Origin of the sequence: Pseudomonas parakoreensis, from assembly GCF_021602155.1 — a bacterium.
Taxonomy (GTDB): Bacteria; Pseudomonadota; Gammaproteobacteria; order Pseudomonadales; family Pseudomonadaceae; genus Aquipseudomonas; species Aquipseudomonas parakoreensis.
In genome coordinates this window covers 426,479-451,699 of the sequence record NZ_BQHY01000002.1, presented here as the reverse complement: position 1 = coordinate 451,699, position 25,221 = coordinate 426,479, and the positions used below count along the sequence as shown (strand labels likewise).

General features: G+C 62.9%; 24 protein-coding genes. 9 read left to right on the top strand and 15 right to left on the bottom strand.

The features are described 5' to 3' along the window. Positions 1-7 precede the first annotated feature (7 nt). The 6 genes from L6D63_RS04495 to L6D63_RS04470 all read right to left on the bottom strand — a co-directional run bounded on the left by L6D63_RS04495 (position 8) and on the right by L6D63_RS04470 (position 7,519). Positions 8-970 carry a Dyp-type peroxidase gene (locus L6D63_RS04495; RefSeq protein ID WP_131670308.1) on the bottom strand — a complete coding sequence of 321 codons (963 nt, stop codon included), beginning with the start codon at positions 968-970 and terminating at the stop codon, positions 8-10. Between the two features lie 68 nt (positions 971-1,038). Beyond that, positions 1,039-2,304: an NAD(P)/FAD-dependent oxidoreductase gene (locus L6D63_RS04490; RefSeq protein ID WP_131670309.1), complete on the bottom strand. Its 1,266-nt coding sequence runs from the start codon at positions 2,302-2,304 to the stop codon at positions 1,039-1,041. A gap of 2 nt (positions 2,305-2,306) precedes the next feature. Then, positions 2,307-3,884 carry an aldehyde dehydrogenase (NADP(+)) gene (locus L6D63_RS04485; protein ID WP_131670310.1) on the bottom strand — a complete coding sequence of 526 codons (1,578 nt, stop codon included), beginning with the start codon at positions 3,882-3,884 and terminating at the stop codon, positions 2,307-2,309. A 58-nt stretch (positions 3,885-3,942) separates the two neighbouring features. Continuing rightward, positions 3,943-4,890 (bottom strand): dihydrodipicolinate synthase family protein, encoded by a 948-nt coding sequence (locus L6D63_RS04480; protein WP_047294039.1) that lies wholly within the window; start codon positions 4,888-4,890, stop codon positions 3,943-3,945. 51 nt (positions 4,891-4,941) lie between these two features. Further along, positions 4,942-5,868 (bottom strand): 4-hydroxyproline epimerase, encoded by a 927-nt coding sequence (locus L6D63_RS04475; protein ID WP_131670311.1) that lies wholly within the window; start codon positions 5,866-5,868, stop codon positions 4,942-4,944. 22 nt (positions 5,869-5,890) lie between these two features. Further along, positions 5,891-7,519, bottom strand: coding sequence for an APC family permease (locus L6D63_RS04470; protein WP_131670312.1), 1,629 nt, complete (start codon positions 7,517-7,519; stop codon positions 5,891-5,893). Between the two features lie 200 nt (positions 7,520-7,719). Here L6D63_RS04470 and L6D63_RS04465 point away from each other — a divergent pair, with 200 nt between their 5' ends. Further along, positions 7,720-8,493, top strand: a complete 774-nt coding sequence (locus L6D63_RS04465; RefSeq protein WP_095666732.1) for an AraC family transcriptional regulator — start codon at positions 7,720-7,722, stop codon at positions 8,491-8,493. A gap of 10 nt (positions 8,494-8,503) precedes the next feature. On the opposite strand, the gene phnE is transcribed toward L6D63_RS04465, so the two are convergent. From phnE to L6D63_RS04440, 5 genes are all read right to left on the bottom strand, one after another. Next, positions 8,504-9,271, bottom strand: coding sequence for a phosphonate ABC transporter, permease protein PhnE (gene phnE, locus L6D63_RS04460; RefSeq protein WP_131670313.1), 768 nt, complete (start codon positions 9,269-9,271; stop codon positions 8,504-8,506). Continuing rightward, on the bottom strand, positions 9,268-10,095 hold the full coding sequence (locus L6D63_RS04455) for a PhnE/PtxC family ABC transporter permease (RefSeq protein WP_108182539.1): 828 nt from the start codon (positions 10,093-10,095) through the stop codon (positions 9,268-9,270). The genes phnE and L6D63_RS04455 overlap by 4 nt, the downstream gene beginning before the upstream one ends. Further along, a complete protein-coding gene (locus tag L6D63_RS04450; protein WP_131670314.1) occupies positions 10,089-10,886 on the bottom strand; it encodes a phosphonate ABC transporter ATP-binding protein in 798 nt (265 codons plus the stop codon). Before L6D63_RS04450 ends, L6D63_RS04455 begins: the two co-directional genes overlap by 7 nt. Further along, positions 10,883-11,746, bottom strand: a complete 864-nt coding sequence (locus L6D63_RS04445; protein WP_041072554.1) for a putative selenate ABC transporter substrate-binding protein — start codon at positions 11,744-11,746, stop codon at positions 10,883-10,885. The genes L6D63_RS04450 and L6D63_RS04445 overlap by 4 nt, the downstream gene beginning before the upstream one ends. A 270-nt stretch (positions 11,747-12,016) precedes the next feature. Beyond that, positions 12,017-12,409, bottom strand: coding sequence for a RidA family protein (locus L6D63_RS04440; RefSeq protein ID WP_108182541.1), 393 nt, complete (start codon positions 12,407-12,409; stop codon positions 12,017-12,019). A 122-nt stretch (positions 12,410-12,531) separates the two neighbouring features. Between L6D63_RS04440 and L6D63_RS04435 the strand changes: the two genes are divergently transcribed. Further along, positions 12,532-13,458 carry a LysR family transcriptional regulator gene (locus tag L6D63_RS04435; protein WP_131670315.1) on the top strand — a complete coding sequence of 309 codons (927 nt, stop codon included), beginning with the start codon at positions 12,532-12,534 and terminating at the stop codon, positions 13,456-13,458. Here L6D63_RS04435 and L6D63_RS04430 read toward each other — a convergent pair. Beyond that, on the bottom strand, positions 13,436-14,296 hold the full coding sequence (locus L6D63_RS04430) for a LysR substrate-binding domain-containing protein (protein ID WP_131670316.1): 861 nt from the start codon (positions 14,294-14,296) through the stop codon (positions 13,436-13,438). The genes L6D63_RS04435 and L6D63_RS04430 overlap by 23 nt on opposite strands. A 111-nt stretch (positions 14,297-14,407) precedes the next feature. Here L6D63_RS04430 and L6D63_RS04425 point away from each other — a divergent pair, with 111 nt between their 5' ends. From L6D63_RS04425 to L6D63_RS04405, 5 genes are read left to right on the top strand one after another with little or no spacing between them, the layout of a single operon-like run. Continuing rightward, positions 14,408-15,460 (top strand): agmatine deiminase family protein, encoded by a 1,053-nt coding sequence (locus tag L6D63_RS04425; RefSeq protein WP_131670317.1) that lies wholly within the window; start codon positions 14,408-14,410, stop codon positions 15,458-15,460. A gap of 3 nt (positions 15,461-15,463) precedes the next feature. Continuing rightward, positions 15,464-16,372 carry an N-carbamoylputrescine amidase gene (gene aguB, locus L6D63_RS04420; protein ID WP_131670318.1) on the top strand — a complete coding sequence of 303 codons (909 nt, stop codon included), beginning with the start codon at positions 15,464-15,466 and terminating at the stop codon, positions 16,370-16,372. 2 nt (positions 16,373-16,374) lie between these two features. After that, positions 16,375-17,478 carry an extracellular solute-binding protein gene (locus tag L6D63_RS04415; RefSeq protein ID WP_131670319.1) on the top strand — a complete coding sequence of 368 codons (1,104 nt, stop codon included), beginning with the start codon at positions 16,375-16,377 and terminating at the stop codon, positions 17,476-17,478. Between the two features lie 47 nt (positions 17,479-17,525). After that, positions 17,526-18,647: an agmatine deiminase family protein gene (locus tag L6D63_RS04410; protein WP_095666723.1), complete on the top strand. Its 1,122-nt coding sequence runs from the start codon at positions 17,526-17,528 to the stop codon at positions 18,645-18,647. Positions 18,648-18,697: 50 nt separating this feature from the next. Further along, positions 18,698-19,720 (top strand): GlxA family transcriptional regulator, encoded by a 1,023-nt coding sequence (locus tag L6D63_RS04405; RefSeq protein ID WP_131670320.1) that lies wholly within the window; start codon positions 18,698-18,700, stop codon positions 19,718-19,720. Between the two features lie 25 nt (positions 19,721-19,745). Here L6D63_RS04405 and L6D63_RS04400 read toward each other — a convergent pair whose 3' ends face one another. After that, a complete protein-coding gene (locus tag L6D63_RS04400) occupies positions 19,746-20,780 on the bottom strand; it encodes an alpha/beta fold hydrolase (protein WP_131670321.1) in 1,035 nt (344 codons plus the stop codon). A 301-nt stretch (positions 20,781-21,081) separates the two neighbouring features. Here L6D63_RS04400 and L6D63_RS04395 point away from each other — a divergent pair, with 301 nt between their 5' ends. Continuing rightward, entirely contained in the window at positions 21,082-21,495 is a 414-nt protein-coding gene (locus L6D63_RS04395) for a cupin domain-containing protein (protein ID WP_121185182.1), read from the top strand. 6 nt (positions 21,496-21,501) lie between these two features. Here L6D63_RS04395 and L6D63_RS04390 read toward each other — a convergent pair whose 3' ends face one another. Together L6D63_RS04390 and L6D63_RS04385 are read right to left on the bottom strand one after the other, a co-directional pair. Further along, on the bottom strand, positions 21,502-22,491 hold the full coding sequence (locus L6D63_RS04390; protein ID WP_230679373.1) for an AraC family transcriptional regulator: 990 nt from the start codon (positions 22,489-22,491) through the stop codon (positions 21,502-21,504). A gap of 120 nt (positions 22,492-22,611) precedes the next feature. After that, positions 22,612-23,307 (bottom strand): SDR family NAD(P)-dependent oxidoreductase, encoded by a 696-nt coding sequence (locus L6D63_RS04385; protein WP_047294060.1) that lies wholly within the window; start codon positions 23,305-23,307, stop codon positions 22,612-22,614. 402 nt (positions 23,308-23,709) lie between these two features. On the opposite strand from L6D63_RS04385, the gene L6D63_RS04380 reads away from it, so the two are divergent. After that, positions 23,710-25,215: a sensor domain-containing diguanylate cyclase gene (locus L6D63_RS04380; protein WP_131670322.1), complete on the top strand. Its 1,506-nt coding sequence runs from the start codon at positions 23,710-23,712 to the stop codon at positions 25,213-25,215. Positions 25,216-25,221: the final 6 nt, after the last annotated feature.

Genomic DNA, 25,221 nt, shown 5'->3' with positions numbered 1-25,221 from the left:
TACGCTGTCACGCCTGCTCGGGCTCGCGCTCCGCGAGGTCTTCGAGCAAGTCGGCTGATGGTACAAAAAACAAACCTCCGGTGACTGCGGTGCTGAAGTCCAGCAAACGGTCGTAGTTGCCGACGGGTTTGCCGACAAACATGTTCTCCAGCATCTGCTCGATCGGTTCCGGCGAGCGCGCGTAACCGATGAAATAAGTGCCGAACTCGCCAGCCCCCGGGCGACCGAACGGCATGTTGTCGCGCAGGATCTTCTGCTCCTGGCCGTCCTTGGTGATGGTGGTCAGGGCGCTGTGGGAGTTGCTCGGCTTGACCTCCTCACCGAGTTCGATGTCAGCCAGTTTGGTGCGGCCGATCACCTTCTCCTGAGCCTCGACGCTCAGCGCATTCCACGCCTGCATCTTGTGCAGGTACTTCTGCACCAGCACATAGCTGCCGGATTCGAACGCCGGATCTTCGTTGCCGATCAGTGTGAAGTGATCGGCCTTGCGGCCCACCGGGTTCTCGGTGCCATCAACGAAACCGATGATGCTGCGCATGTCGAAGTAGCGGAAACCCTGCACCTCATCGACGACCGTGATTGCGTCGTTGAGTGCGCTGCACAGCTGCGTGGCCAGTTCGAAACACAGGTCCATCTGCTCGGCACGGATGTGCAGCAGAATGTCCCCCGGCGTCGCCACCGCACGGCGACCCTCGACGCCGAACTCACGAAACGGATGCAGCGAGGCCGGGCGCGGGCTGCCGAACAGCGAGTCCCAGGCGCTGGCGCTGAACCCGCAGACACACGACAGGTTGCCGTTGGGCACGCGTTTGCCGACCGAACGGGTGAGGGCGGCGATGTCGCCGCACCAGCCGCGCACCTGACTGGCGGCGTCGTTCCCGGGCAGCAACGTGGCGACGATGAAGATCGCGCTGCTGGTGATGGGGTTGCAGATCGCTTGCGGCTCGGGGGTATCCATTGCTGAGGTCATCGTCGGTTCCATATGCGCGGGGCCAAGGTCGGCGCTCAGTATGAAACCAAAAACGTTTCATCGGTATCTCAGAAACGCTCCAGTCGATAGGCCTCCTGTGCCGGCAAGCCAGCGTTTGCCGAAGGGGATACCAGCTGCGCGACCATTTGCGCCGTCACCGCCGCCTGCGTCAGCCCCAGATGCTGATGGCCGAAGGCAAGCAGCACCTTGCCGTCGCAAACCTGGTCGATGACCGGCAGCGAGTCCGGCAGCGACGGACGAAAGCCCATCCACGGCGTCGCGTCTTCAGCGTTCAAATCATGGCGGAACAAACCTTTGCTCAAGCGATGCAATTGCCAGGCGCGCTGCATGAACGGCGGGCGCTGCAGGCCGGCGAACTCCACCGTACCGGCCAGGCGCAGGCCGCCGGTCATCGGCGTCATGATGAACTTGCGCTCCAGTGACGTGACCGCAAACGGCAGGCGCCCGTGCTCGTGCGGCAACATCAGGTGATAGCCGCGCTCGGTGTCCAGCGGCACCTGCTTGCCGGTCAGCGCGGCGGTGAGCTTTGCCGAATGCGCACCACAGGCGATCAGCACCTGCCGCGCGCTGAAACGCCCCTGATCGGTAAGCAACGACACGCCATGCGCCTGCAACTGGCCGCCCTGAACGTCCTGCTGAATGAACTGCACGCCGGCCGTTTTCGCCGCACTCACCAGTTCACACACCACCTGATACGGATCGAGAAAATGCCCGGTGCGCGGGTAGAACAACCCGCCCTGAATCTGTTCGCTGAGCTGCGGCGCGCGCTCCCTGACGACGTTGGCGGACCAGAAGTCCACCGGCACCTGCTGCTGACGCATGCGCGCCTGCAAGGCGTCGACGGCTTGTCGCGATTCGGCGCGCTCGAACACCAGCAGCGAGCCGTCCTCCTTGAGCAGGTCGGGGCGGGCGATGCTGTGCAGCAGGCGCTTCCAGGCGTCCAGACTGCTTTCGTTGAGCGCACGCAGGCCTGCGATGGTGCGCCGGAACGGCGCCGGACGCAGGTTCAGCAGCAGGCGGGTGAACCACGGCACGGCGCACGGCAGGTATTTCCAGTCCAGGCGCAGCGGGCCCATCGGGTCCATCAGCATCGCCGGCAGACGCTTGAGGATCGACGCGTCGGCAATCGGAAACACCTGCTCGGTGGCCAAGTGTCCGGCGTTGCCGAACGAGGCGCCATGACCGGGCGGCTGCTTGTCGATGACCACCACCCGTTTACCCTGACGCGCCAGTTGCAGAGCGCAGGCGACGCCGATGATGCCGGCACCGATCACGGCGATATCGGCGTGGTCCGCTGTGAGGTTGTCGGGCATGTTCAGGCTTCCCTCTGGCCATCGAGCAAGCGCCGCAAGTGCAGCGGATTTGCCTGTTGCAACGGTAGCGGCAGCAAACCGTCAGGAAAGTCCTGATAGCACACCGGACGCAGGAAACGCAGAATCGCCGCGGTGCCGACCGAGGTGCTGCGCGCGTCCGACGTCGCCGGGAACGGCCCGCCATGCACCATCGCATCGCACACTTCGACCCCGGTCGGCCAGCCGTTGACCAGCAGGCGTCCGGCCTTGCGTTCCAGTGTCGGCAACAAGGCCCGGGCGTGATCCAGATCGGCGTCATCCAAGTGCAGGGCGGCGGTCAATTGACCTTCGAGGTGCTCGCAGACCTGACGGATTTCATCGTCGTTGGCGCATTGTACGATCAGCGACGCGGCGCCGAAGATTTCACCTTGCAGGCGTGCGTCAGCGAGGAAGTCCTGCGCCTGAGTGAGGAACAACTGCGCTTGACACTGATTAGGGCCTTCAGCTGCAAGACCGCTCGCCAGGCGTTGTGCCTGCGGATGTTCGGCCAGCGCGCCGACGCCAGTTTCATACGCGCGGAAGATCCCTGGCGTGAGCATGGTCTGCGCGGGGCTGCGCTGGATCAGCTCGGCGGCAGCGGTGATGAAAGCGTCCAGCGCCGCCCCTTGGCGAGCGATGACCAACCCGGGATTGGTGCAGAACTGCCCGGCGCCCTGAGTCAGCGAGGCGACAAAGCCCTGCGCCAACGCCTCACCGCGAGCTGCAAGCGCTGCGGGAAACAACAACACTGGATTGATCGAACTCATTTCCGCGTACACCGGAATCGGTTCGGGCCGTGCCTGCGCCGCTCGGCTCAAGGCAAGGCCGCCACTGCGCGAGCCGGTGAAGCCCACGGCCTTGATGCGCCAATCGCTGACCAGCGCAATCCCCACTTCATTGCCGGAACCGAACAGCAGGGAGAACACACCTTCGGGCAACGCGCACTTTTTCACGGCGCGAGCCAGCGCTTGGCCGACCAGTTCGCTTGTGCCGGGATGCGCGCTGTGCGCCTTGACGATCACCGGGCAACCGGCGGCCAGCGCCGAAGCGGTGTCGCCGCCTGCCACGGAGAACGCCAGCGGAAAGTTGCTCGCACCAAACACGGCCACCGGCCCCAGCGCGATCTGCCGCTGGCGCAGATCCGCGCGTGGCAGTGGCTGACGTTGTGGTTGTGACTGATCGACACGAACGTCCAGCCATTCGCCAGCGCGGACGGTGCGGGCAAAAGTGCGCAATTGTCCGCAGGTGCGTCCGCGTTCGCCTTGAATCCGTGCGCGCGGCAGGCCGGTTTCGGCCACGGCGCGGTCAATCAGCGCATCACCGAGGGCTTCGATTTCATTGGCGATGGTTTCGAGAAATTCGGCGCGAGCACTGAGGGACGTCTCGCGATATGGATCAAACGCTTGCCACGCGAGTTCGCAGGCCTGGTCGACATGCTCGCTGCTGCCCCCGGCGTACGCGGGTTCCAGCACCGTATCGGTGGCGGGATTGATCGCACGGATCGCTTCACGGCTGCCGGCAATGCCTTGGCCGCCGATCAACATGTGGCCTGTCAGAGTCATGGCGCTTCCTTGATAAAAGAGGTGAGGCCCCGATATCGCACCGGGGCAGGGACTGCGATCAGGCGAGGTTCTGCTCGGCGGACCAGTTTTTGTACCACTGACGGAACAGCGCGTACTGGGTCTCGGCGTAACGACGCTGGGCATCGCTCAAGGCGTCGGTTTCGTTGAAGTGCAGGGCGTATTCGCGGTCGCCGTTGAGCACCATCAGGTGCTTGTAATACAGCACCAGATCGCAACCTTCATCGAACGACGACAGCACTGCCAGCGCTGCTTCCAGTTCGCGCGCCAGACGCCGGGCCTTGGCATCGCCCTTGGCCGCTTGTTTGCTCAGCGCCACCAGCTGCAGCACTTCGCGCGGCAAAGCGTTGCCGATGCCGGTGATCGCGCCGGTGGCGTTGCAGTTGACGAAACCGTGCACCACTTGCGTATCGACGCCGACCATCAGGGTCACGGCATCGTCCTGCGAGGTGATGTTCTCGGCGGCGTAGCGCAAGTCGGCGCCGCCGCCGAACTCCTTGAAGCCGATCAGGTTCGGATACTCGCGGCGCAGTTCGAAGAACAGCTCGGCGCGGGTGGCGAAGCCGTAGTAAGGGCTGTTGTAGATCACCGCCGGCAGGTTCGGTGCGGCCTTGAGGATCGCGGCGAAGTGGGCTTTTTGCGCAGTCGCCGAAGCACCACGGGACAGCACGCGTGGAATCACCATCAGGCCATGGGCGCCGACTTTTGCAGCGTGCGCGGCGTGGGACACCGCTTCACGGCTGTTGACCGCGCCAGTGCCGACGATGGTTGGTACCCCGGCGGCCACCAGCCGCGCCACGCCTTCCTGACGTTCGGCCTCGGTCAGCAACGGCCAGTCGCCCATCGAGCCGCAGTAAACCACCGCGCTCATGCCGATATCGATCAGTTCGCGACCTTTGGCGACCAAGGCGTCGAAGTCCGGTTTGCGTGCGGCGGTGCACGGGGTCATCAGCGCGGGAATGCAGCCAGTGAAGATGTTATCGCTCATTGTTGTAGCTCCTCGGGACATTCATTCAGATCGGTAAAAAAGCGGGGCAGGTCAGATGCCCCACGCGAAAGGGTCCTGCTCGTCGATCAGCAGGGTGGCGTCGGCGGTCATGTAGGCGCGCCCGGTGATGAACGGGCGCACGCGTTCGCCGTGCCATTCGAAGCGACCTTCGAACTGGCTGCCGGTGATGCTCGCTTGCGTCCAGACCTGGCCTTCGGCGAGTTTGCCGTCGGCGGCCAGGCACGCCAGTTTGGCGCTGGTGCCGGTGCCGCAAGGCGAGCGGTCGTAGGCTTTCCCGGGGCACATGACGAAGTTGCGGCTGTCGGCGTGGGCGTCGTCGGCAAACAGTTCGACGTGGTCGATCAGCGCGCCGTCCTCGCCATGAATGCCCTGGGCTTCCAGGGCCTTGAGCATCGCCCAGGTGTAATCAGTGAGGGCCTCGACGTTGCTCATCCGCAGGTCCTGGTCGTGTTCGGAAACCAGGAAAAACCAGTTGCCGCCCCAGGCGATATCGCCGAACACGCGACCGTAACCGGGCACGTCCACCGGCACCTGTTTGCGGTAGCGGTACGCCGGGACGTTGCCCAGGGTCACCGCGCCGTCCTCGTGCAGGGTCGCGCTGACCGGCCCGACCGGGGTGTCGATCGTGTGCACGCCCGGTTCGATGCGGCCCAGGTAATGCAGCGAGTTGACCAGGCCGATGGTGCCGTGGCCGCACATGCCGAGGTAACCGGCGTTGTTGAAGAAAATCACCCCGCAGGTGGCGTCCGGCGAGACCGGCGCGCAGTACAGCGCGCCGACCAGCACGTCGTTGCCGCGCGGTTCCAGCAGGCAGGCGCGGCGCCATTGGTCGTGGCCTTCGCGCAAGGCATCGCGCTGCTCGGCGATGCTGTTGCCGGGCAGGTCGGGGAAGCCTTTCATCACCAGACGCGTGGGTTCGCCGCCGGTGTGGGAGTCGATGATGTGCAGTCGTTTCATGAACGCGTCCCTTCAATGAATATCAGGCGTGCGCCGGGCGTTGGCCCGTTGCCGAACGGGTGGAGGATTCAGCGGCTTCACTTTCGTCGTCTTCGGTTTCCAGACGAATCAGGTGTGCCGGTACGCCGGTGGCCGCGCCCCAGTAGTAGATGCCCAGTGCACAGGCCGCGACGATCACGGTGTCGAACGGATGACTGAGCACGCCGATACCGCCGAAACTGCCGAGCTTGGAGAGGACGATGGTCACGGCGTAGAAGCCGATCAGCCACGCCGAAGAGCGCACTTGCTGGCCCAGATTCAGGTGCGCGGTCGGCACCATGCGCCCGCACAGCAGGTAGATCACGAACATCAGGATTTGCAGGCCGAGCAACCACGACACGGTGCCCCAACCCGACCAGTAGACGATCAGCGCGGCGATGATGAACGACAGTGGCCCGAGCACATTCATGCCCTTGACCCGGAATGGACGCGGCATGCCCGGCGCGCTGCGGCGCAGGGCGGCGACCGACACCGGAGCCACGGCGTAGCTCAAAACCAGCGCGGCGGAGACCACGTTGATCAGCGCTTCCCACGACGGGAACGGCAGGGTCCAGAACACCGACAGGCCAAAGGTCAGCCACAGCGCCGGGCGCGGGATGCCGGATTTTTCGTCGATGCGGGTGAAAATCTTGAAGAAGGTCCCGGTCTGCGCCCAGCCGTAGATCACTCGCGGCGTGGCATTCATGTAAATGTTGCCGCAACCGCTGGGCGAGATCACCGCGTCCGCCACCACCAGGTATGCCAGCCAGCCGACGCCCAGTGCCAACGCGATGTCGCGATACGGCAGGGCCAGTTCCTTGGCGACACCGGCCCAGCCATTGGCGAGCATTTCGGTCGGGATACCGCCGAGGAACGCGGTTTGCAGCAACACGTAAATCGCGGTGGACAGGAGCACCGACAGGATCAGCGCAATCGGAATCGTGCGTTGCGGATTCTTCACTTCACTGGCCACCGAAATGATCGGTGTCAGGCCCAGATACGCGAAGATCACCCCGCCGGCCGACACGGCCATTTCGATCCCGGACAGGCCGAACGGCGCAAAGCCGTGCACCTGGAAGTTGGCCGGTTTGAAGAAGCTGAACAGCACACCGATCACCAGCAGCGGCACGATGAACTTGAACACGCTGACCAGATTATTGGCCATGGCGAAGGTCTTCACGCTGCGGTAATTGAGCAGGAAAAACAGGCACAACAGCCCGAACTGCACGAACCAGCCAAGCACGGTCGGGTCGCTGGAGCCGACCTTGGTCAACTCGGGAAACCACGCTGCTGCATATTGCCGCGAGGCGACCACTTCGATCGCCACCAGGCTGGAAAACGCGATCAGCGTGATGAAGCCCATCAGGTAACCGAGCAGCGGGCCGTGGGAGTAAACCGGGTACCGCACCACGCCACCGGCACGGGGCAGCGCGGCGCCCAATTCGCAGTAGACAATGCCCAGCAGCAACACGGCGAAACCACCGAGCAGCCAGGAAAAAATCCCCGCCGGGCCGGCGATGGCGGACACGTGACTGGCGGCGAACAACCAGCCTGAACCGAAGATCGCCCCCAGTCCGATGAACGTGAGGTCTATCAGTGAAAGTTGTTTCTTGAACTTGCCTTGGCCTGTCATAGCGTCGCCTTCTTGTTGGTTGTTGGAGGGGCGTGCAGTGGCGCTACAGTGAACTTGTCAGGCGCTGCGCGATTGATGTTTTTTGCCGGTGTCGATGACGAAATCAGCACAATGGCCCACGGCAAAGGCCCGGCTCGACAGGCTGCCAGCCATCGGGCAATCTGCGCGCAAGCCAATGCGCACAGTGGGGAGTGACAGTCATGACGCAGAATGCGTTTGCGATCCTGAGCCAGCAGAACGAGGCGAGCCGACCGCAATGCCTCGACGATCTGCTCGCCAGCATGGCGCTGCTGTTACCCATGCTGGATGTGATTCCCAACGCGGCAATCTTCATCAAGGATCCGCAGGCGCGCTACGTCATGGCTAACCAGACGCTGGTGCAGCGCTGCGGTTTGAAAGACCTGCGACCGTTACTCGGCAAGACCAGCGCCGAAGTGTTTCCGGCGCAACTTGGCCCGGGCTACACCGAGCAGGATCGGCGCGTGCTGGAAGAGGGATTGGTGCTGGAGGATCAGCTGGAGCTGCATTTGTACGGCAGCCGCGAACCCGGCTGGTGCCTGACCCACAAGCGTCCGCTGTACGATCGTGATAACCGGATCATTGGCCTGGCGGGCATTTCCGTCGACCTGCAAACCGCCAGCGAAACCCATCCGGCGTATCAGCGTCTGGCGGCGGTGGACGAGTACATTCGGGCGAACTTCAATCAGCGCGTCAGCCTGAGCGAACTGACGCGCATCGCCGGTATTTCAGTGGCGCAACTGGAGCGTTACTGCAAACGGGTGTTCCACCTGACGCCGCGGCAGATGATCCAGAAAGTGCGTCTTGAGCACGCGCATCGGCTGTTGCACGGCGAGTTGCCGATCACCGAGGTGGCGCTGCAGTGCGGCTATACCGACCACAGCGCCTTCACCCGGCAGTTCAAGGCCTCGACCGGATTCACCCCGCGCCAGTATCGATTGGCGACGGCGCAGTGAGGCTTGCCTGTCAGGCCTTGATCCAGCGCTGCCGGCTCCAGGCACTCAGCGAATCCACGCCCAGCACCAGAATCAGCATCGCCAGAATCACCGTACTGGCCTGCGCTTCCTGAAACAGGCTGAGGCTGACATACAGCATCTGCCCCAAACCACCGGCCCCGACGAAGCCCAGCACGCTGGCCATGCGGATGTTGTTTTCCCAGCGATACAGGCAATAGGCGAGCAATTGCGGGGCGAGGTTGGGCAGGGTGCCGTAGCAGAAGGCGAGCACGGGATTGCCGCCTTGCAAACGGATCGCTTCGGCCGGTTCCGGCGGGGTATTTTCCAGCGCTTCGGCGAACAGTCGACCGAGCACGCCAGTGGTGTGCAAGGCCAGCGCCAGAGTGCCGGCATTCGGCCCGAGGCCGGCGGCGAGCACCATCAGCGCCGCCCACACCAGTTCCGGAATCGCCCGCAAACCATTGAGCAACAGGCGCGAAGCGCTTTGCAACGGCCAGCCGAAACGCCCGGCCGCAGGCAGCGCGAGGAGAATGCCGAACACGGCCGCGAGCAGGGTGCCGAGGGCCGACATGGCGAGGGTTTCCAGCGCGCCCTTGAGGATCGCCTGCAAATGCGAGGCGCTCAGGTCCGGGCTGAGAAAGCGCTGCGCGTAGGTACCCATCTGCTTGAGGCTGGTGGCGCTGCCCAGTTCGCCGAGATCGAGTTCGAGGTAGCCGAACGAGGCGATCACCGCGACGCCGATGCCGACCACCAGCAGCAGATTGATCAGACGATTCATGTCAGCCTCCAGCGCAGCAGGCGACTGAGTTGGTCGGCGCCGAGCACCAGAATCAGGAACGTCAGCAACATGCTCGCCACTTCACCGCTGGCGAACATGCGCAGCGACAGGTCGATCTGCTGGCCGAGGCCACCAGCGCCGACAAACCCCATCACCACCGAGGCACGAATCGCGCACTCCCAGCGATACACCGTGTACGACAGCAACTCGGCCGCGACATTCGGCAGAATCCCGTAGGCGAACGCCGCGAGTCGTCCGCTGCCGGCCTGCATCAAGGCGTGCGCCGGGCGTTGGTCGGTGGACTCGAAAATCTCCGCGTAGACCTTGCCGAGCATGCCGCTGTAGGTGATCGCGATCGCCAGTACACCCGCCGCCGGGCCGAGGCCCACGGCACGCACGAACAGCAGCGCCCAAACGATTTCCGGCACGCTGCGCAAGAAGATCAGCAGTCCGCGCACCGGCCAGCGCAGCAAGCGCCCGAGCCGACTGGGAATGCCGCTGCGGGACGCCGCCGACAACGACAGCGCGCGGCTGGCAATCAGGCTGGCCGGCACCGCCAGCAGCAACGCCAACGCCATGCCGGCGGTGGCGATGGCCAGGGTTTGCAGGGTGGCCTTGAGCAGTAACTGGAGAAAATCGTGGTCGTGCGCCGGAGGCCAGAACCCGGAGATAAAGCGGCCCATTTCGGTCTGGCTGTCGCTGTGCAGCAGCACGCCAAGGTCCAGTTCGCTGAGCTGGATGCCCGGCCACAGCAGGGCAATCGCCAGCAGGGTCAGCAGCAGTCGCGGTGCAGCGGCCGGGTCGCGGGAATCAGCCGTCAGCATCGCGGGATCTGCACAATCAGCGGCGCACTCGGCGTCGTCGGGCTTTGCAATTGCTCATTGGCGTACAGCGTGTCGAGCATTTCGCGGCTGACCTGCTCGGCCGGGCTGTCAAACAGGATCTGGCCGTCGCGCAAGCCGATGATGCGCGGAAAGTGTGCCAGCGCCAGTTCCACCGCATGCAGACTCGCCACCAGCGTGACGTTATGCGCCCGCGCGTGCTGCGAGAGGATCGACAGGGTGTGCCCGGCGAGCACCGGGTCCATCGCCGACACCGGTTCGTCCGCCAGCAGAATCTCCGGTGCCTGATACAGCACCCGGGCAATCCCCACTCGCTGCAGTTGGCCGCCGGACAATTGCTGGCAGTAAGCGAAGAGTTTGTCGCCCAGATCCAGCCGGGCGAGGGCGGCACGGGCACCGGGAATATCCGTCGGATGCAGCAGATTGAGCAGGCTCTTGCCCACACTCCACTGCCCGAGTTTGCCGGCCAGCACCGCCGTCACCACGCGTTGGCGCGGCGGCAGCGGGGGTGCTTGGTGCACCAGGCCGATGCGCGCACGCAGGCGTTGCCGTTGACGGGCGGGGAGGTGCCAGGGGCGTTCACCGAGCACCTCGATTTCACCGCTGCTGGGGCGTAACGCGGTGGCAAGCAGGTTCAACAGGCTGGATTTACCGGCCCCGGACGGACCGATGATCGCCACCTGTTCACCCACCGCAATCTGCAAATCGACGCCACGTAGCGCATCGACCCCATTGGCGTGGTGCAGGCGGCCTTGTTTGAGGCTCAGGGTCATTTCAACAGATCGGCGGCGCGAGCAGCTTCCTCGATGCCCTTGTAGTTCTCGGGCTTGGTGTCGATGAAACGGCTGGCCGCCTGCAGATCAAGAATCTTCTTCTGCTCCGGGTTGGCCGGGTCGAGGTCGAGGAAGGCTTTCTTGATCTTCGCCGCCAGCGCCGGGTCGAGGGTGCCGCGCACGGTCCAGTTGTAATCGAAGTAGGCCGGGGTCGTGGCGAACACGTGCACCTTGCTGGTATCGACCTTGCCGGCGTCCACCAGTTTCTGCCAGACGCTGGCGTTCAACACACCGGCATCGACCTTGCCGGCCTGGACCCAGGCGACGGTGGCGTCGTGCGCACCGGAGTAGGCGACACGGCTGAAATAGGCTTCAGGCTTGATGTTGTCGTTCTTCAGCATGAAGTAACGCGGCATCAGGCTGCCGGAGGTCGACGACACCGAGCCGAAGGCAAAGGTCTTGCCCTTGAGGTCGGCCAGGCTCTTCACGTTCGGGTCGGCAGTGATGAACTTGCTGGTGAACTGCGCATCCTGCTCGCGCTGCACCAGCGGAATCACCGGGGTGGTGGCGTCGGTCTTCAGGCGTGCCTGAACGAAGGTGAAACCGCCCAGCCAGGCCATGTCGAGGCGATCGGTCGCCAACGCTTCAACCACTGCCGGGTAGTCGGCCACCGGTACGAACTGCACTTTCATGCCCAGTTGCTGCTCCAGATAGGCCCCCAGCGGTTCGAATTTGCGCAGCAATTCGGTCGGGGCTTCATCGGGAATTGCACTGACCCGCAACACATCGGCGGCATGCGCCACCAAAGCAGAAAAAGACAGGGCCAGACCAGCAGTCAGTGCCAGGGTTCGTTTGAGCATGGAAATCTCCGTTTCATGAGCGTCGCATTCTAAGCGCCACCGGGCGCGGTGTCGCGCCCGGGCGCTCAATCAGGTTAGACGAAACGGCGAGGTTATACGCAGCCGCGCCGTGAAAGGCCAGCGCGCTTGTCCGGTGATGTTTTGCTCCACATTTCCTGCAGCCCACTGCCGCTGTCACCACGAAAACACCTGTAGGAGCTGTCGAGTGAAACGAGGCTGCGATCTTTACATTTCGATTGAAGATCAAAAGATCGCAGCGTGCCGCAGCTCCTACACGGGGATTCTGGCAATCACCTTGATCTCGAATTGAAACCCGGCCAGCCAGGTCACGCCGACCGCGGTAATCGTCGGATACGGCGCGCTGCCCCAGAATTCCGGGACCACGGCCCAGATGGTTTCGAAGGTCGCTTGCGGATCGATCATGAACACCGTGACGTCCACCGCATCGGCGAAGCTGCAACCGGCGGCCTCGAGGATCGCATTGAGGTTGTTGAAGGCCAGGCGTACCTGGTCCTGCAGATCCGGCTCCGGCGAACCGTCTTCACGACTGCCGACTTGCCCGGAGACGAACAGAAAACCGTTGGAACGAATGGCCGGTGAATAACGATGACGCTCGTAAAGCGCATGGCGGGCAGGCGGGAAAACAACGTCGCGTTGGGTCATGGGTGTCTCCATCATTATTTGGTGATTGTTGATGGAGTGACTTTAGGGGCTTGCGCAGGGGTGATAAACGCGCAACCTTGGCGTTCACTGTTTGCATTTTCCAAACAATCAGAGGGCGCGAAGTGGACCGTTTCGATGCAATGCAGGCGTTCGCCCGGGTGGTCGAGGCGGGCAGTTTCACCAAGGCCGCCGAGACCTTGCACATGAGCAAGACCACGGTGACGCAACTGGTGCAGCAGTTGGAGGCACGCCTGCGGGTCAAGTTGCTCAACCGCACCACGCGCAAGGTCAACGTCACGGCCGACGGTGCGATCTATTACGAGCGAGTGATCAAACTGTTGGCCGACATGGACGACGCCGAAACCAGTCTGTCCGGCGCCTCGGCATTGCCCAGAGGGCGCTTGCGCGTCGATGTGCCGAGCCCGCTGGCGAGACTGATTCTGCTGCCGGCATTGCCTGAGTTTCATGCGCGTTATCCGGATATCCAGATCGACATGGGTGTCAGTGACCGCATCGTCGACATCATCGATGAGAATGTCGATTGCGTGGTGCGCGGCGGTGAATTGCTCGATCAGTCACTGATGGCCCGGCGGGTGGCCGACCTGCAGCTCGGGGTCTTCGCCGCGCCGAGTTACCTGGCCCGCGCCGGCACGCCGCAGCATCCCCGCGAGCTGGAGGACTCCCATCATCGGGTGGTCGGCTTTCTTTGGGCGCGCACCGGCAAACCCGTGCCTTACGCCTTGCGCAATGGCAGCGAACACCTGCAGATCAAGGGTCGCCACGTATTGGCCGTCGATGACGGTAACGCCTACCTTGCGGCAGGGCTGGCCGGCATGGGCGTGCTGTGGTTGCCCCGGTACATGTCGCACGCGCATCAGGCTCGGGGTGAGTTGGTGCCGCTGTTCGAGGACTGGCAACTCGAGCCGATGCCGCTCTACGTGGCGTACCCGCCGAACCGGCATGTCAGCCTGAAACTGCGGGTGTTCATTGACTGGATCGTCGAGCTGATGGCGCAACATGCGCCGCTCATGGCTCGCCAAGTTGATTGATCAGCCATTCACTGAAGCCTCGCGCCATCGGGTCATTCTCGCTGTCGCGATGGGTCAGCAGCGCCCAGTTCGGGCCACGAATGGTTTGCTCCACCAGGGGCTGCAACAGTCCGTTTTGCTGCGCCTGTTGGCTGAGCAACTGACTGACCAGCGCGATCCCCAACCCTGCCGCAGCGGCATCGAGCAACAAGCCCGGATCGGAAAAATTCAGCCCCTGATCTTGCTGCCCGACATCGACCCCGGCTTCCACTGCCCAATGGCTCCAGTCCATTTCCCGTTCACCGTGCAGTGTTGTGCGCTGCGCAGCGGGCTGGGCGAGGACGCTAGGGTGACACGCCGGGAACAGGCGGTCGGCATGCAGCACTTTGAAGCTGCATTCGGCCTGCGAACTGATGTCGTCACGCACCGCCAGATCGATGGTTTGCGTGGCCATGTCCGGCACTTCATCGGTGCTGTAGATCCACAGGTCCACCTCTGGATATCGAGCGCGAAAATCCGCCAGACGCGGCAACAACCAATGTCGGGCGAAGGCTGGCGTGGTGTTGAGCACCAGTTGATTGGGCTTCTGATATTGCCCCAGACGCCGGATACCGACCGCCAGTTGCTGCAACATCGCCTGAGTGGTGCTGAGCAAATCGTGGCCGGCATCGGTCAGCGCGACGCTGCGTCCGTTGCGAAAAAACAGCGGCTGTTCAAGGTACGCCTCAAGGCTGCGGATCTGCTGGCTGATTGCCGATTGGGTGAGGTGCAACTCATCGGCAGCCTTGTGAAAACTGCCGAGGCGCGCCGCCGCTTCGAAGCCGCGCAGGGAGCTGAGCGGTGGCCAGTGTTTGAGCATATCGATAAGTTCCTCTAATCAGTTCTGCGCAAAATCCATCGTTTGTTTGCCTGTTTGCGCGTCCGTAGCATGGTCGGCGTGAACACATTGGCTTAACTTACGAGGCTTATCATGCAGCACAATGACAATAAAAACAGCGCTTGGATGATGCCGGCGGAGTGGGCCACCCACGCTGCCACCTGGATGGTCTGGCCGCACAACCAGGCGCTGTGGGAATCGGGATGGCGTGTGACTTTGCCGCGGGTGCAAGAGGATTTCGCTCGAGTCGCGAATGCCATTGCCCGTTTCGAGCCGGTGAAAATGGTCGTCGATCCGTCGGCGCTGGCGAGTGCCAAAGCGCTGTGCGGGCCGAACATCGAGCTGATCCCGCTGGCGGTCAACGACAGCTGGTGCCGCGACTCTGGCCCGAGCTTTGTCTGCCACCCACAGCAAGGGCTGGCCGGTGTCAGCTGGCGCTTCAACGCCTGGGGCGGCAAGTCGGCGCACGAGCTGGACGAAAGCCTGGCACGCCGCGCACTCAATCATCTGGGGCTGGAATGCTTCGGCACGCCGCTGAGCAACGAAGGCGGGGCGATTCACGTTGACGGCGAGGGGACGCTGATCACCACCGAGTCGGTGCTGCTCAACCCCAATCGCAACCCGGACATCGGCAAGGCTGAAATGGAAGAAATCTTCAGTCGCTTGCTCGGCGTGAAGAAAACCATCTGGTTGCCGGGCGATCCTGATTACGTCACCGGCGACATGACTGACGGCCACGTCGATGGCGTCTGCGCCTTCGCCCGTCCCGGCGTGTTGCTGGTGGATGCCACCCATGACCAACGCTCGGTGTACGCCGAAGTGGTGCGCGAAAACCGCCGCGCTCTGGAGCTGGCGACCGACGCTCAGGGGCGCAAGTTCGAGCTGATCGAACTGTTCGAAGCCAGCGAAGCCGTGGATACCGAAGCCGAAGTGTTCTGCGCCTCTTACACCAATTTCTACATCGCCAACGGCGCGATCATCATGCCGGCTTACGGCATCGAGGCCGACGAGGCGGCGGCGAAAGTGCTGGCGCAGGCGTTCCCCGGACGCGAAGTGGTACCGGTGCGCATTAATCATCTGGCCCATGGCGGCGGCGGGGTGCATTGCATCACCCAGCAGCAACCCGCCTGGCCGGTGGAGGGTTGAACGATGAGCCATCTGACCGTCGCCACCACCCAGATGTCGTGTACCTGGGACCTGCCGCGCAACCTCGATCAGGCCGAGCAGTTGGTCCGCGACGCGGCCTTGAAGGGCGCGCAGGTGATCCTGTTGCAGGAGCTGTTCGCCACCCCGTATTTCTGCATCGAACAGAGCCACAAACATCTGGCGCTGGCCGAGGAGTATCGCGACAGCCGTGTACTGCAGCGTTTCGCCGCCCTGGCCAAAGAGCTGGGCGTGGTGCTGCCGCTGAGCTGGTTCGAAAAGGCTGGCAATGCCTACTTCAATTCGTTGAGCGTGGCCGATGCCGACGGGCGCCTGTCGGGGGTGTATCGCAAGACGCACATCCCCAACGCCATCGGCTATCAGGAGAAGGAATATTTCAGCCCCGGCGACAGTGGCTTCAAAGTCTGGGACAGCGCGTTCGGCCGCCTCGGCGTGGGCATCTGCTGGGATCAATGGTTTCCCGAGACCGCGCGTTGTCTGGCGCTGATGGGCGCTGAAGTGTTGCTGTTTCCCACGGCTATCGGCTCCGAGCCAGGTTGCGCGGCGCTGGATTCGCGCGATCACTGGCAGATGACCATGCGCGGCCATGCCGCCGCCAATCTGCTGCCGGTGGTGGCGGCCAACCGGGTCGGGCGAGAAGCGGCGAGCACCGATCAGTCGCTGCAGATGAGCTTCTACGGTTCGTCGTTCATCAGCGATCACAAGGGCCAATTGCTGGCCGAAGCCGACCGCGACAGCACTGGCGTGCTGGTGCACAGCCTCGATCTCGACGCGATGCGCGAAGAGCGCCTGAGCTGGGGCATTTACCGCGACCGGCGCCCGGACATGTATGGCGCGCTGCTCAGTCAGGACGGCCACCACCTCCACGCACGCTGGACCACTCAAGGGGTTTGAACATGGCTTCGCACCACCAACGACTGCTCGGTGTTCTGGGCTTGACATTGATTTGCGTGATCCCGTCGCTGCATGCCGAGGACAAAACCCTGCGGCTGTACAACTGGGCCGATTATTTTGCCGAAGACACCCTGAGCCGCTTCACCGCCGAAACCGGGATCAAGGTGATCTACGACGTCATGGACGGCAGTGAAACCCTCGAAGCGAAGCTGCTTTCAGGTGGCAGCGGCTATGACCTGATTTTCCCCGGCGACACCGTGGCCGAGCGCCTGATGCGTGCCGGCAGCCTGATGCCGCTGGATCAATCGAAGCTGACAGCGCTGGCCGACATCGAGCCCGGTTTGCAGAAACTGCGCAGCCATTACGAACACTCCAGCCAGGCCACCGTGCCCTATACCTGGGGCACCATCGGCCTGACTTACAACGCAGCGCAGATCAAACAGCGCATGGCCGATGCACCCGTCAATAGCCTGGACATGCTGTTCAAGCCGGAGCTGGCGGTGAAGTTTGCCGACTGCGGCGTTTCGCTGATCGATTCGCCGGACGAAGTGCTGGCAGTCGTGCTCAATTATCTGGGCCGTGATCCGCGCAGCGCGAAACCGGCGGATCTGGCAGCGGCCGGTGAGGTGCTGATGAAGCTGCGGCCTTACGTGCGCAAGTTCCAGTCGCAACCGGTGACCGATCTGGTCAATGGCAACCTGTGCCTGTCGCTGGGTTACAGCGGCGACATGACCCAGGCCCAGCGCACCTCGGACAGCGCTGGCAAGAGCACCCGCTTCGAGTACCGCATCCCGCGCGAAGGCACCACGGTGTGGATGGACACCATGGCGATTCCGGTCGATGCGCAGCACCCGGAATACGCCTACGCCTTCATCAACTTCGTGATGCGCCCGCAGAACATGGCGGCGATCAGTAATTTCACCGGTTACCCGACTTCCAACGCCAAGGCGCGGGGCAGCGTCGACGCGGCGATGCGCAATAACCCGGACATCTACCTCGACGAGGCAACCTATGCTCGATTGATCCCGGGCAAGGACATTCCCCAGGCCGATATGCGCGCCCGCATGCGCACCTGGACCAAATTCAAAACCGCCACCCACCCATGATTCAACGGTCGGCGCCCGGTCGCCGGCTCCTTTCAGGAAAGCCCGTTATGTCGACGCGTCGTGATTTCATCAAACAGGTATCGGTCGCTGCAGGCATCAGCGCCGCGATCATGGGCCTTGGCCTGGCACCCGGCAAACTGCTGGCGGCCAGCACGGGGGATTGGTTCATGCCCGACGAGGGCGACCCGCATGAGCGCGCCTTCATCGCTTTCGGCGCACAGGAGGCGATCTGGGAAGATTTCACCGCGGATGTGCAGGCGGCGCTGGGCCGGATTGCCCGCACCATTGCCCGTTATGAGCCAGTCACGGTGTTGTGTCGCAGTGGCGAACGCAGCCTCGCCGAAGAGTATTGCGGCACCGGCAACGTCACCTACGTGACCGCCGCGCTCGACGATATCTGGATGCGCGATATCGGCGCCAATTTCGTCATCGACGACAAGGGCGGACTCGGCGCCGTGGACTTCAATTTCAACGGTTGGGGCAACAAGCAGCGGCACAGCAAGGACGCGAAAATCGCTGCGCGAGTGGCCAGCGACGCGCAAGCGACGTACCTGCGCAGTGAATTGGTGGGCGAGGGCGGTGGCATCGAAGTCGACGGCCACGGCACCGGGATCATGACCGAGAGCAGCTGGATCAACAGCAACCGCAATCCCGGCTGGAGCAAGGCCGATGTCGAGGCCGAACTGAAGGAACGTCTGGGCCTGCGCAAAATCATCTGGCTGCCGGGGATCAAGGGCAAGGACATCACCGACGCCCACGTCGATTTCTATGCGCGGTTCGTCAGGCCCGGCGTGGTGATCGTCAACCTCGACACCGATCCGCAGTCCTATGATCACCAGGTCACGCTGGCGCACCTGGAAATTCTCAAGAAAGCCACCGACGCTGACGGTCGCCCGCTGCAGATCCACACGATTTCGCCGCCACTCAAACCGCGCAAGAGCAAGTTCAACCAGAACAACCCGGATTTCGCCGCCGGTTACATCAACTACTTCGTAATCAACGGCGCGATCATCGCCCCGGAATTCGGCGACAAGGCAGCTGATCAGAAGGCCTACGACTTGTTGTCCAAGCTGTACCCGGAACGCAAAGTCGAGCTGCTGAACATCGATGCGATCGCTGCCGGTGGCGGCGGGATTCACTGCGTGACCAGTCATCAGCCGCAAGCGTGATTGACTCTTTGGCCCATCAAGCCAACTATCGGCGCATAACAACATGACCGATGGACCAGACCTTGATCGAACGACGTCAATTCAGCGGAGGCATGAAGGGCAAAAACCTCCGCTATCTGAATGAGCAAGCCGCCGAGACCCGCATCACCCGCACCGGTTTTCTGTTGCTGGAGCATTTTTCGCTGCCGGCCTTCACCCAGGCGCTGGACACGATTATCACCGCCAATCTGTTGCGCGCCGGACTGTTCAGCTCGCGTACGTTCGGGCTGGGCGAGGGAGAGGTGATCAGCGACCTGGGGTTGGTGATTCGCCCGGATGCGCGGATTGACGCCGCCAGCCTTGCGGATCTGGACTTGCTGGTGGTGTGTGGCGGTTACCGCACTGAGCTGAAGGCCAGCGAAGAGTTGATCAGCCTGCTGCGCACGGCAGCGGAACGCGGTGCCAGTCTGGCTGGATTGTGGAACGGTGCGTGGTTTCTCGGGCGGGCCGGCCTGCTCGATGGTTACCGTTGCGCGATTCATCCGGAACACCGTCCGGCGCTCACGGAAATTGCCAAGGCCACTCAGGTCAGCAGCGAGCCTTATGTGATCGATCGCGACCGGCTCACGGCGTCGAGCCCCTCCGGCGCCTTCCACATGGCGCTGGACTGGATCAAGGGCCTGCACGGCAAGGCGCTGGTCGAGGGTATCGAGGACATTCTGGCGTTCGAGGAGTCGCGCTATCGGCGGATCAAACCGGATGAAAACCTCTGCGTCAGCGCACCGTTGCGCGAGGTGGTCAAACTGATGGACGCCAACCTCGAGGAGCCGCTGGAGCTGGAGCAACTGGCGGTGTACGCCGGGCGCTCGCGGCGCCAGTTGGAGCGTTTGTTCAAGGAGCAGTTGGGCACCACGCCGCAACGCTATTACCTGGAATTGCGCATCACTGAAGCCCGGCGCCTGTTGCAGCACACCGAGCTGTCGCAGATGGAAGTGCTGGTGGCCTGTGGTTTCGTTTCGCCGAGCCATTTCAGCAAATGCTACAGCGCGTTTTTCGGGTATCGACCGTCCAGGGAAAAACGCCTGGTCAAGTAGACCGAGGCGTTTTCTGCCTTCGGTCTCAGAGGTGATCGGCGTCGATCACTGCTTGGGCGAACGCCTGCGGATCTTCCTGCGGCAGGCTGTGGCCGATGCCGCCGTTGATCAGGCGGAACTGGTACTTGCCGGTGAAACGCTTGGCGTAATCCTCAGGCGCCGGGTGCGGCGCGCCGTTGGCATCGCCCTCAAGGGTGATGGTCGGCACGCTGATGGGTGGGGCGCTGGCGAGTTTCTGTTCCAGCGCTGCGTATCGCGGTTCGCCCTGCACCAGGCCCAGACGCCAGCGGTAGTTGAACACGGTGATCGCGACGTGATCGGGGTTCTCCAGCGCTTTGGCGCTGCGGTCGAACGTGGCGTCATCGAACGCCCACTTCGGCGAGGCGAGCTGCCAGATCAGTCTGGCGAAGTCGTGGGTGTTTTTCCGGTAGCCGTCACGGCCACGTTCAGTGGCGAAGTAGAACTGATACCACCATTGCAATTCGGCCTTGGGCGGCAATGGATTCTGCCCGGCAGCCTGATTGCCGATCAGGTAGCCGCTGACCGAGACCAATGCCTTGACCCGCTCCGGCCACAACGCCGAAACGATGTCCGCCGAACGCGCGCCCCAGTCGTAGCCACCGAGTACCGCTTGCTGGATATTCAGCGCATCCATGAAGTCGATCACGTCGCTGGCCAGCGCCGCAGGCTGCCCGTTGCGCAGTGTCTGGTCCGAGAGGAAATGCGTGTCGCCATAACCCCGCGCATACGGCATCAGCACCCGATAACCCTTGGCGGCCAGCAACGGCGCGACTTCGTCGTAACTGTGAATGTCGTACGGCCAACCGTGCAGCAGAATCACCACCGGCCCCTGCGCCGGACCGGTTTCGGCGTAGGCCACATCCAGCAGGCCGGCCTGCACATGCTTGAGCGGGCCGAACGGCGAGGGGGCGGCATAGCTGACGCCGGGGTTAGCGGGAACCGGCTGCGCGGCGGCGGCCATTGGCATTTGCGTCGCCGCCATCGCGCCGAACAGTGCCACGGCGAGGATGTTCATACGGTTGAATGCTGCGTTTTTCATGCTGAAGTCTCCTTGGCAAACCTGTCGGGGGCAGGTGCGGGCTGAACCCGGCAAACCTTGCAGGCATTGAAACGCCGGGACGTATCTGGCCCATGTCGAAAAAACGCGGTGATTCAAGTTCATGTATCGCCGGGGCGTCTGTACACACTGCGATACACAGCCGGTGTGTTTTGTACGGCCGTGTATTCAGCGGTGCGCACGATACACGGCGAGACCAAACCGGGGTTTTTCGACACATCGGCGCTACACCCGGCACTCACAGTGCAGGCCTTCACACCACCACTGTCGAGAGGGCAACTGCATGCAACGCACACTGATTCTGGCCACTGTGGCCGCACTGGTTTCATTCACCGGTCTGGCGCAGGCGGCGGAGGCTCAGGCCATGAGCTGGCAACAGGGCTTGAGCCGTACTGAGCTGATGCGTCAGGACCTGGGTGACGCGGATCGCGAGTTGATACAGGCACGTATCGATTTCGAGCCGGGTGTCACCGCGCCGCGGCATGCGCATCCCGGCGTCGAGGTGGCGCACGTGCTCAGCGGCACGCTGGAGTATCAACTGGAGGGGCGCCCGGCGGTCACGCTAAAAGCCGGGGACTCGCTGTTCATCCCGGCAGGTGTTGCTCATGTGGCGAGGAACGTCGGTCAGGACCAAGGCGTGGAACTGGCAACCTATGTGGTGAAAAAGGGTCAGCCGCTGCTGGAGCTGAAACCGTGATCGGGCTTATCTGGCGCGCAGCAACTTGCGGTAATCCACCGGCGAAATCCCGCGCGCCTGACGGAAGGAATGGCTGAAAGAACTGGCCTGCGAGTAACCCAGCATCAGGGCGATGTTCATGATGCTGGTCTCGGTGCGGCGCAGATAATGGTCGGCCAGTTCCATGCGCATGGTTTCCAGCACCTGATTGAAGTTTTCCCCTTCCGCCGCCAGTTTGCGTTGCAAGGTGCGCGGCGAAATCGCCAGCTGCCGGGCCAGGCTTTTCAGGCTGAAATCGCCGGTCGGCAACTGTTCGGTGAGCAAGGCACGCAAGCGGTCGGTCACGGAAAATGCCGGGTACGACAGACACAGCTGCCAGTCGGCCTCCAGCAGCATGCTGCGATGCATGCGCGGGTCGGCGCCCTGGATGCGTGACGAGAGGGTCGATTCGGCGAACACCAGCGCATTGCTCCCGGCTTCGAACTGCACCGGACAACCAAAAAACGCTTCGTAGAGTGCCGGCTCGCCGAGCGCCGGGTGCCTCATTCTGACCTCCAGCATCGGCGAGTTGCTGGCGATCAACCAGCGACCGAACGCCGCCCAGCCGGCCATTAACGTTTCCTGATGCAGGGCGCAGTAAGGCTCCAGTTCATTGATGCGCTGATCTTCGAGGGTCACGCGGCCGTCGCCGATGACGATCCGGGTCTGGCTGGACGGGCTGTCATAAACGATCTTGCCGAACCGCAGAATCATGTTCAGCGATTCGCCGAGCGTCGCACTGGTCATCAGCACGTAACCCAGTACGCCGTAGGTGCCGGGGCGCACGGCGGCGCCGACCAGCAGACCGAAATGCGGCAGGTCGCTGCTGCGCGCCGCCAGTTCCAGCAAGGTCCGCAGTTGGTGCATGGGAATGCGCACAATCGAATCGGACAACTGCTCGCGTGAGAGTCCGGTCTGTTGCAACAGCCAGTCGCTATCGCAACCGTGTTGCTCGGCAACATCAAGGACGTGGTTCACGAAAGCAGCGCTGGAAGTGGCGGGTCGCATGGGGGGAGGGGAAGTCCGGTCATCCGGTGATCTTGCTTTTCCGAAAAGTGAAGAAAGCGACGTCGCCAAGGCGCGCGGCGTCAGTAGACCCTACATGCGCCCGATCACCGGAATGCCGGTGCCGGTGACCGCAGACGCCTGTTCCGAAATCAGAAACAGAATGACCGCCGCCAGTTGCGCGGGCGTCACCCAGCGCTGGTGCTCGGCGTCGGGCATGGCCTCACGGTTTTGCGGGGTGTCGAGCACGCTCGGTAGCACGGCATTGACCGTGATGCTCATGTCCTTGAGCTCTTCGGCGAGGCTTTCGGTCAGGCGCAGTACGCTGGATTTCGACGCAGCGTAAGCGCCCATCCCCAGTCCGGCCCTGGCTGCCATGCTCGCGCCGATATTGACGATGCGCCCCGCTGAGGATTGCAGCAGCAACGGCAGCAGGGCTTTGCTGGCGTTCAAGGCGGTTCGAAGGTTCAGCGAGTAGAGCCGATCCCAAGCTTCTATCGCACCACCGAGCAATGGCTCCCACGCGTAACCGCCGGCGCCGTTTACCAATGCATCGAGGCGCCCGAAGTAGCGATTGATCTGGTGGGCGACGTCCTGGCAATCGGCAAAGGAAGTCAGGTCGATGCCGGACAGGACCAGTCGGTTATGGGAACTGGGCAGCGTGATCGTCGCCTGATCGATCAGCACCAGATCCGCGCCCCGGGCGGCGGCCATGTCCGCCAGGGTCTCGCCGAGATTCCCCAGGGCGCCGGTAATCGCCACAACGCGCCGTGAGAGTGACTGAGTCATCAAGAGTCCTTTCCTTTTTAAGGGCGCATACTCTAATGATATCGGTCGCCCGTGGCATGCTTTTGGATGTCAACTTGTTGTGCAAAAGTGCCAATTTTTTTTGCTTGGCAAATCTTCGGCCAAGGGTCGTGAAACAGGCGTCAGAAAGTTGGCTTCTGCCGCTCTTCAGCCGTCCAGTCCTGAAAGCCTGGCGATGGTTTGGTCTGGCATGCTTGTCATCGTTTCCCCAGGCGCGATGGCTTGTCTGACGTCTGCGGCGTGTTTTTTTGCGCCACCTATTCTGTTGCTGCAGCAAGCCCGTGCGACTTGTATTCTTGCCCGCGACAAGGACAAGCGGCTGTAGTCATCGAGTCGGTCGACCCGCCGCAGGAACGGAAACCGGATTTGCCCAAAGGTAGTGATGTGAAGCGTGATACCCGCCTGGTAGTGCTGTTGTTGTTGGTGATCGGCTGTTCCCTCGCGTCGCTGACGGTATGGAAAGTGTTGGCCTCTCGCGAGCGTGCGCTGGAGGAAGTCAACGTTCATGGCTTGAACCTGACCCAGGCGCTGGCGACTTATTCCGAAGGGATCGTGCGCCAGAGTTCGTTGCTGCTGCTCGGGCTCGTCGAACGTCTGGAAACCGAAGGCAGTGGCCCCGCGCAGATCCAGCGTCTGAGCGCACTGGTCAACCGTCAGGAACCGCTGATGCCGCAGCTCAGCGGCATTACCATCTACGACAATCAGGGCCGCTGGCTGATGTCGTCCAACCGACCGATTCCGGCCGGGGCCAACAGCCGTGATCGCGCCTACTTCATCCATCATCGCGACGATCCGAGCCGCGACACCTTTATCGGTCCGCCGATCCAGAGCCGCTCCAATCAGGAGTGGGTGATAACCGTCAGCCGCCGTTTCAACGATGCGCACGGCGAATTTGCCGGGGTGGTGGCGGTGACGCTGGGGGTCGAAAACTTTCTGCGCCTGTTCGGCAAGATCGATGTGGGGCAGGAGGGCGCCATCGGCTTGTCCTATACCGACGGTACGTTGCTGGTGCGCTATCCCTTCCGCGAGCAGGACATGGGGCGCAACTTTTCCAAGTCGCCGATCTATGCGAAGTATCTGGTCGATCGATCCGTCGGCACCGCGTCGTTTACCTCCAGCCTGGATGGCGTCGAGCGGCTTTACGCTTTCCGCAAGAGCGACCGGCTGCCGCTGATCACCACCGTCGCTCTCGGCAAGCGCGAGGCCCTCGCGGCCTGGCGCATGGAAGCCTGGCTGTCGGCTGTGGTGGTCACGGGATTGCTGGGGCTGACCGGGCTGATCGGCTGGTGCCTGATGCTGGATATCCGCCGGCGTACCAGGGCTGAAGAGCAATTGCGTGGCACGCAGCAGCAGTTGCTCTCCTCCAATCGCCAGCTTGAGTTGCTGGCGATGAAGGATGCCCTGACCGGTCTGGCCAACCGGCGCTGCTTCGATGAGAGCCTCGCCATGGAAGCCCGGCGCGCCCAACGTGACGGCACGACGCTGGCGTTGCTGATGATCGATATCGATTACTTCAAGCTGTTCAACGATTCATTCGGGCATGTCGCCGGCGATGCTTGTCTGCGGAAGGTCGGCAGAATCCTCGAGGGTTGCGTAAGGCGCCCGTCGGATCTGCTGGCGCGTTATGGCGGAGAAGAAATGGCGGTGATCATGCCGGACACCGACGTCGCCGGTGCAACGGTCGTCGCGCAATTGATCCTGGATCGCCTCGCGCAAGCGCATATTGCGCACCCCTCCAGCCCGGTCGGGCGTGTGACCGTGAGCATCGGGATTGCGGCGGCGTCGGGGGCACGACTGGATCACGTGCCAGGTTTGATCGAGGTGGCCGACCAGGCGCTGTATAACGCCAAGACGGCGGGGCGTAACCGGTTTGTACCGGCCGAGTGGTGACGGGGG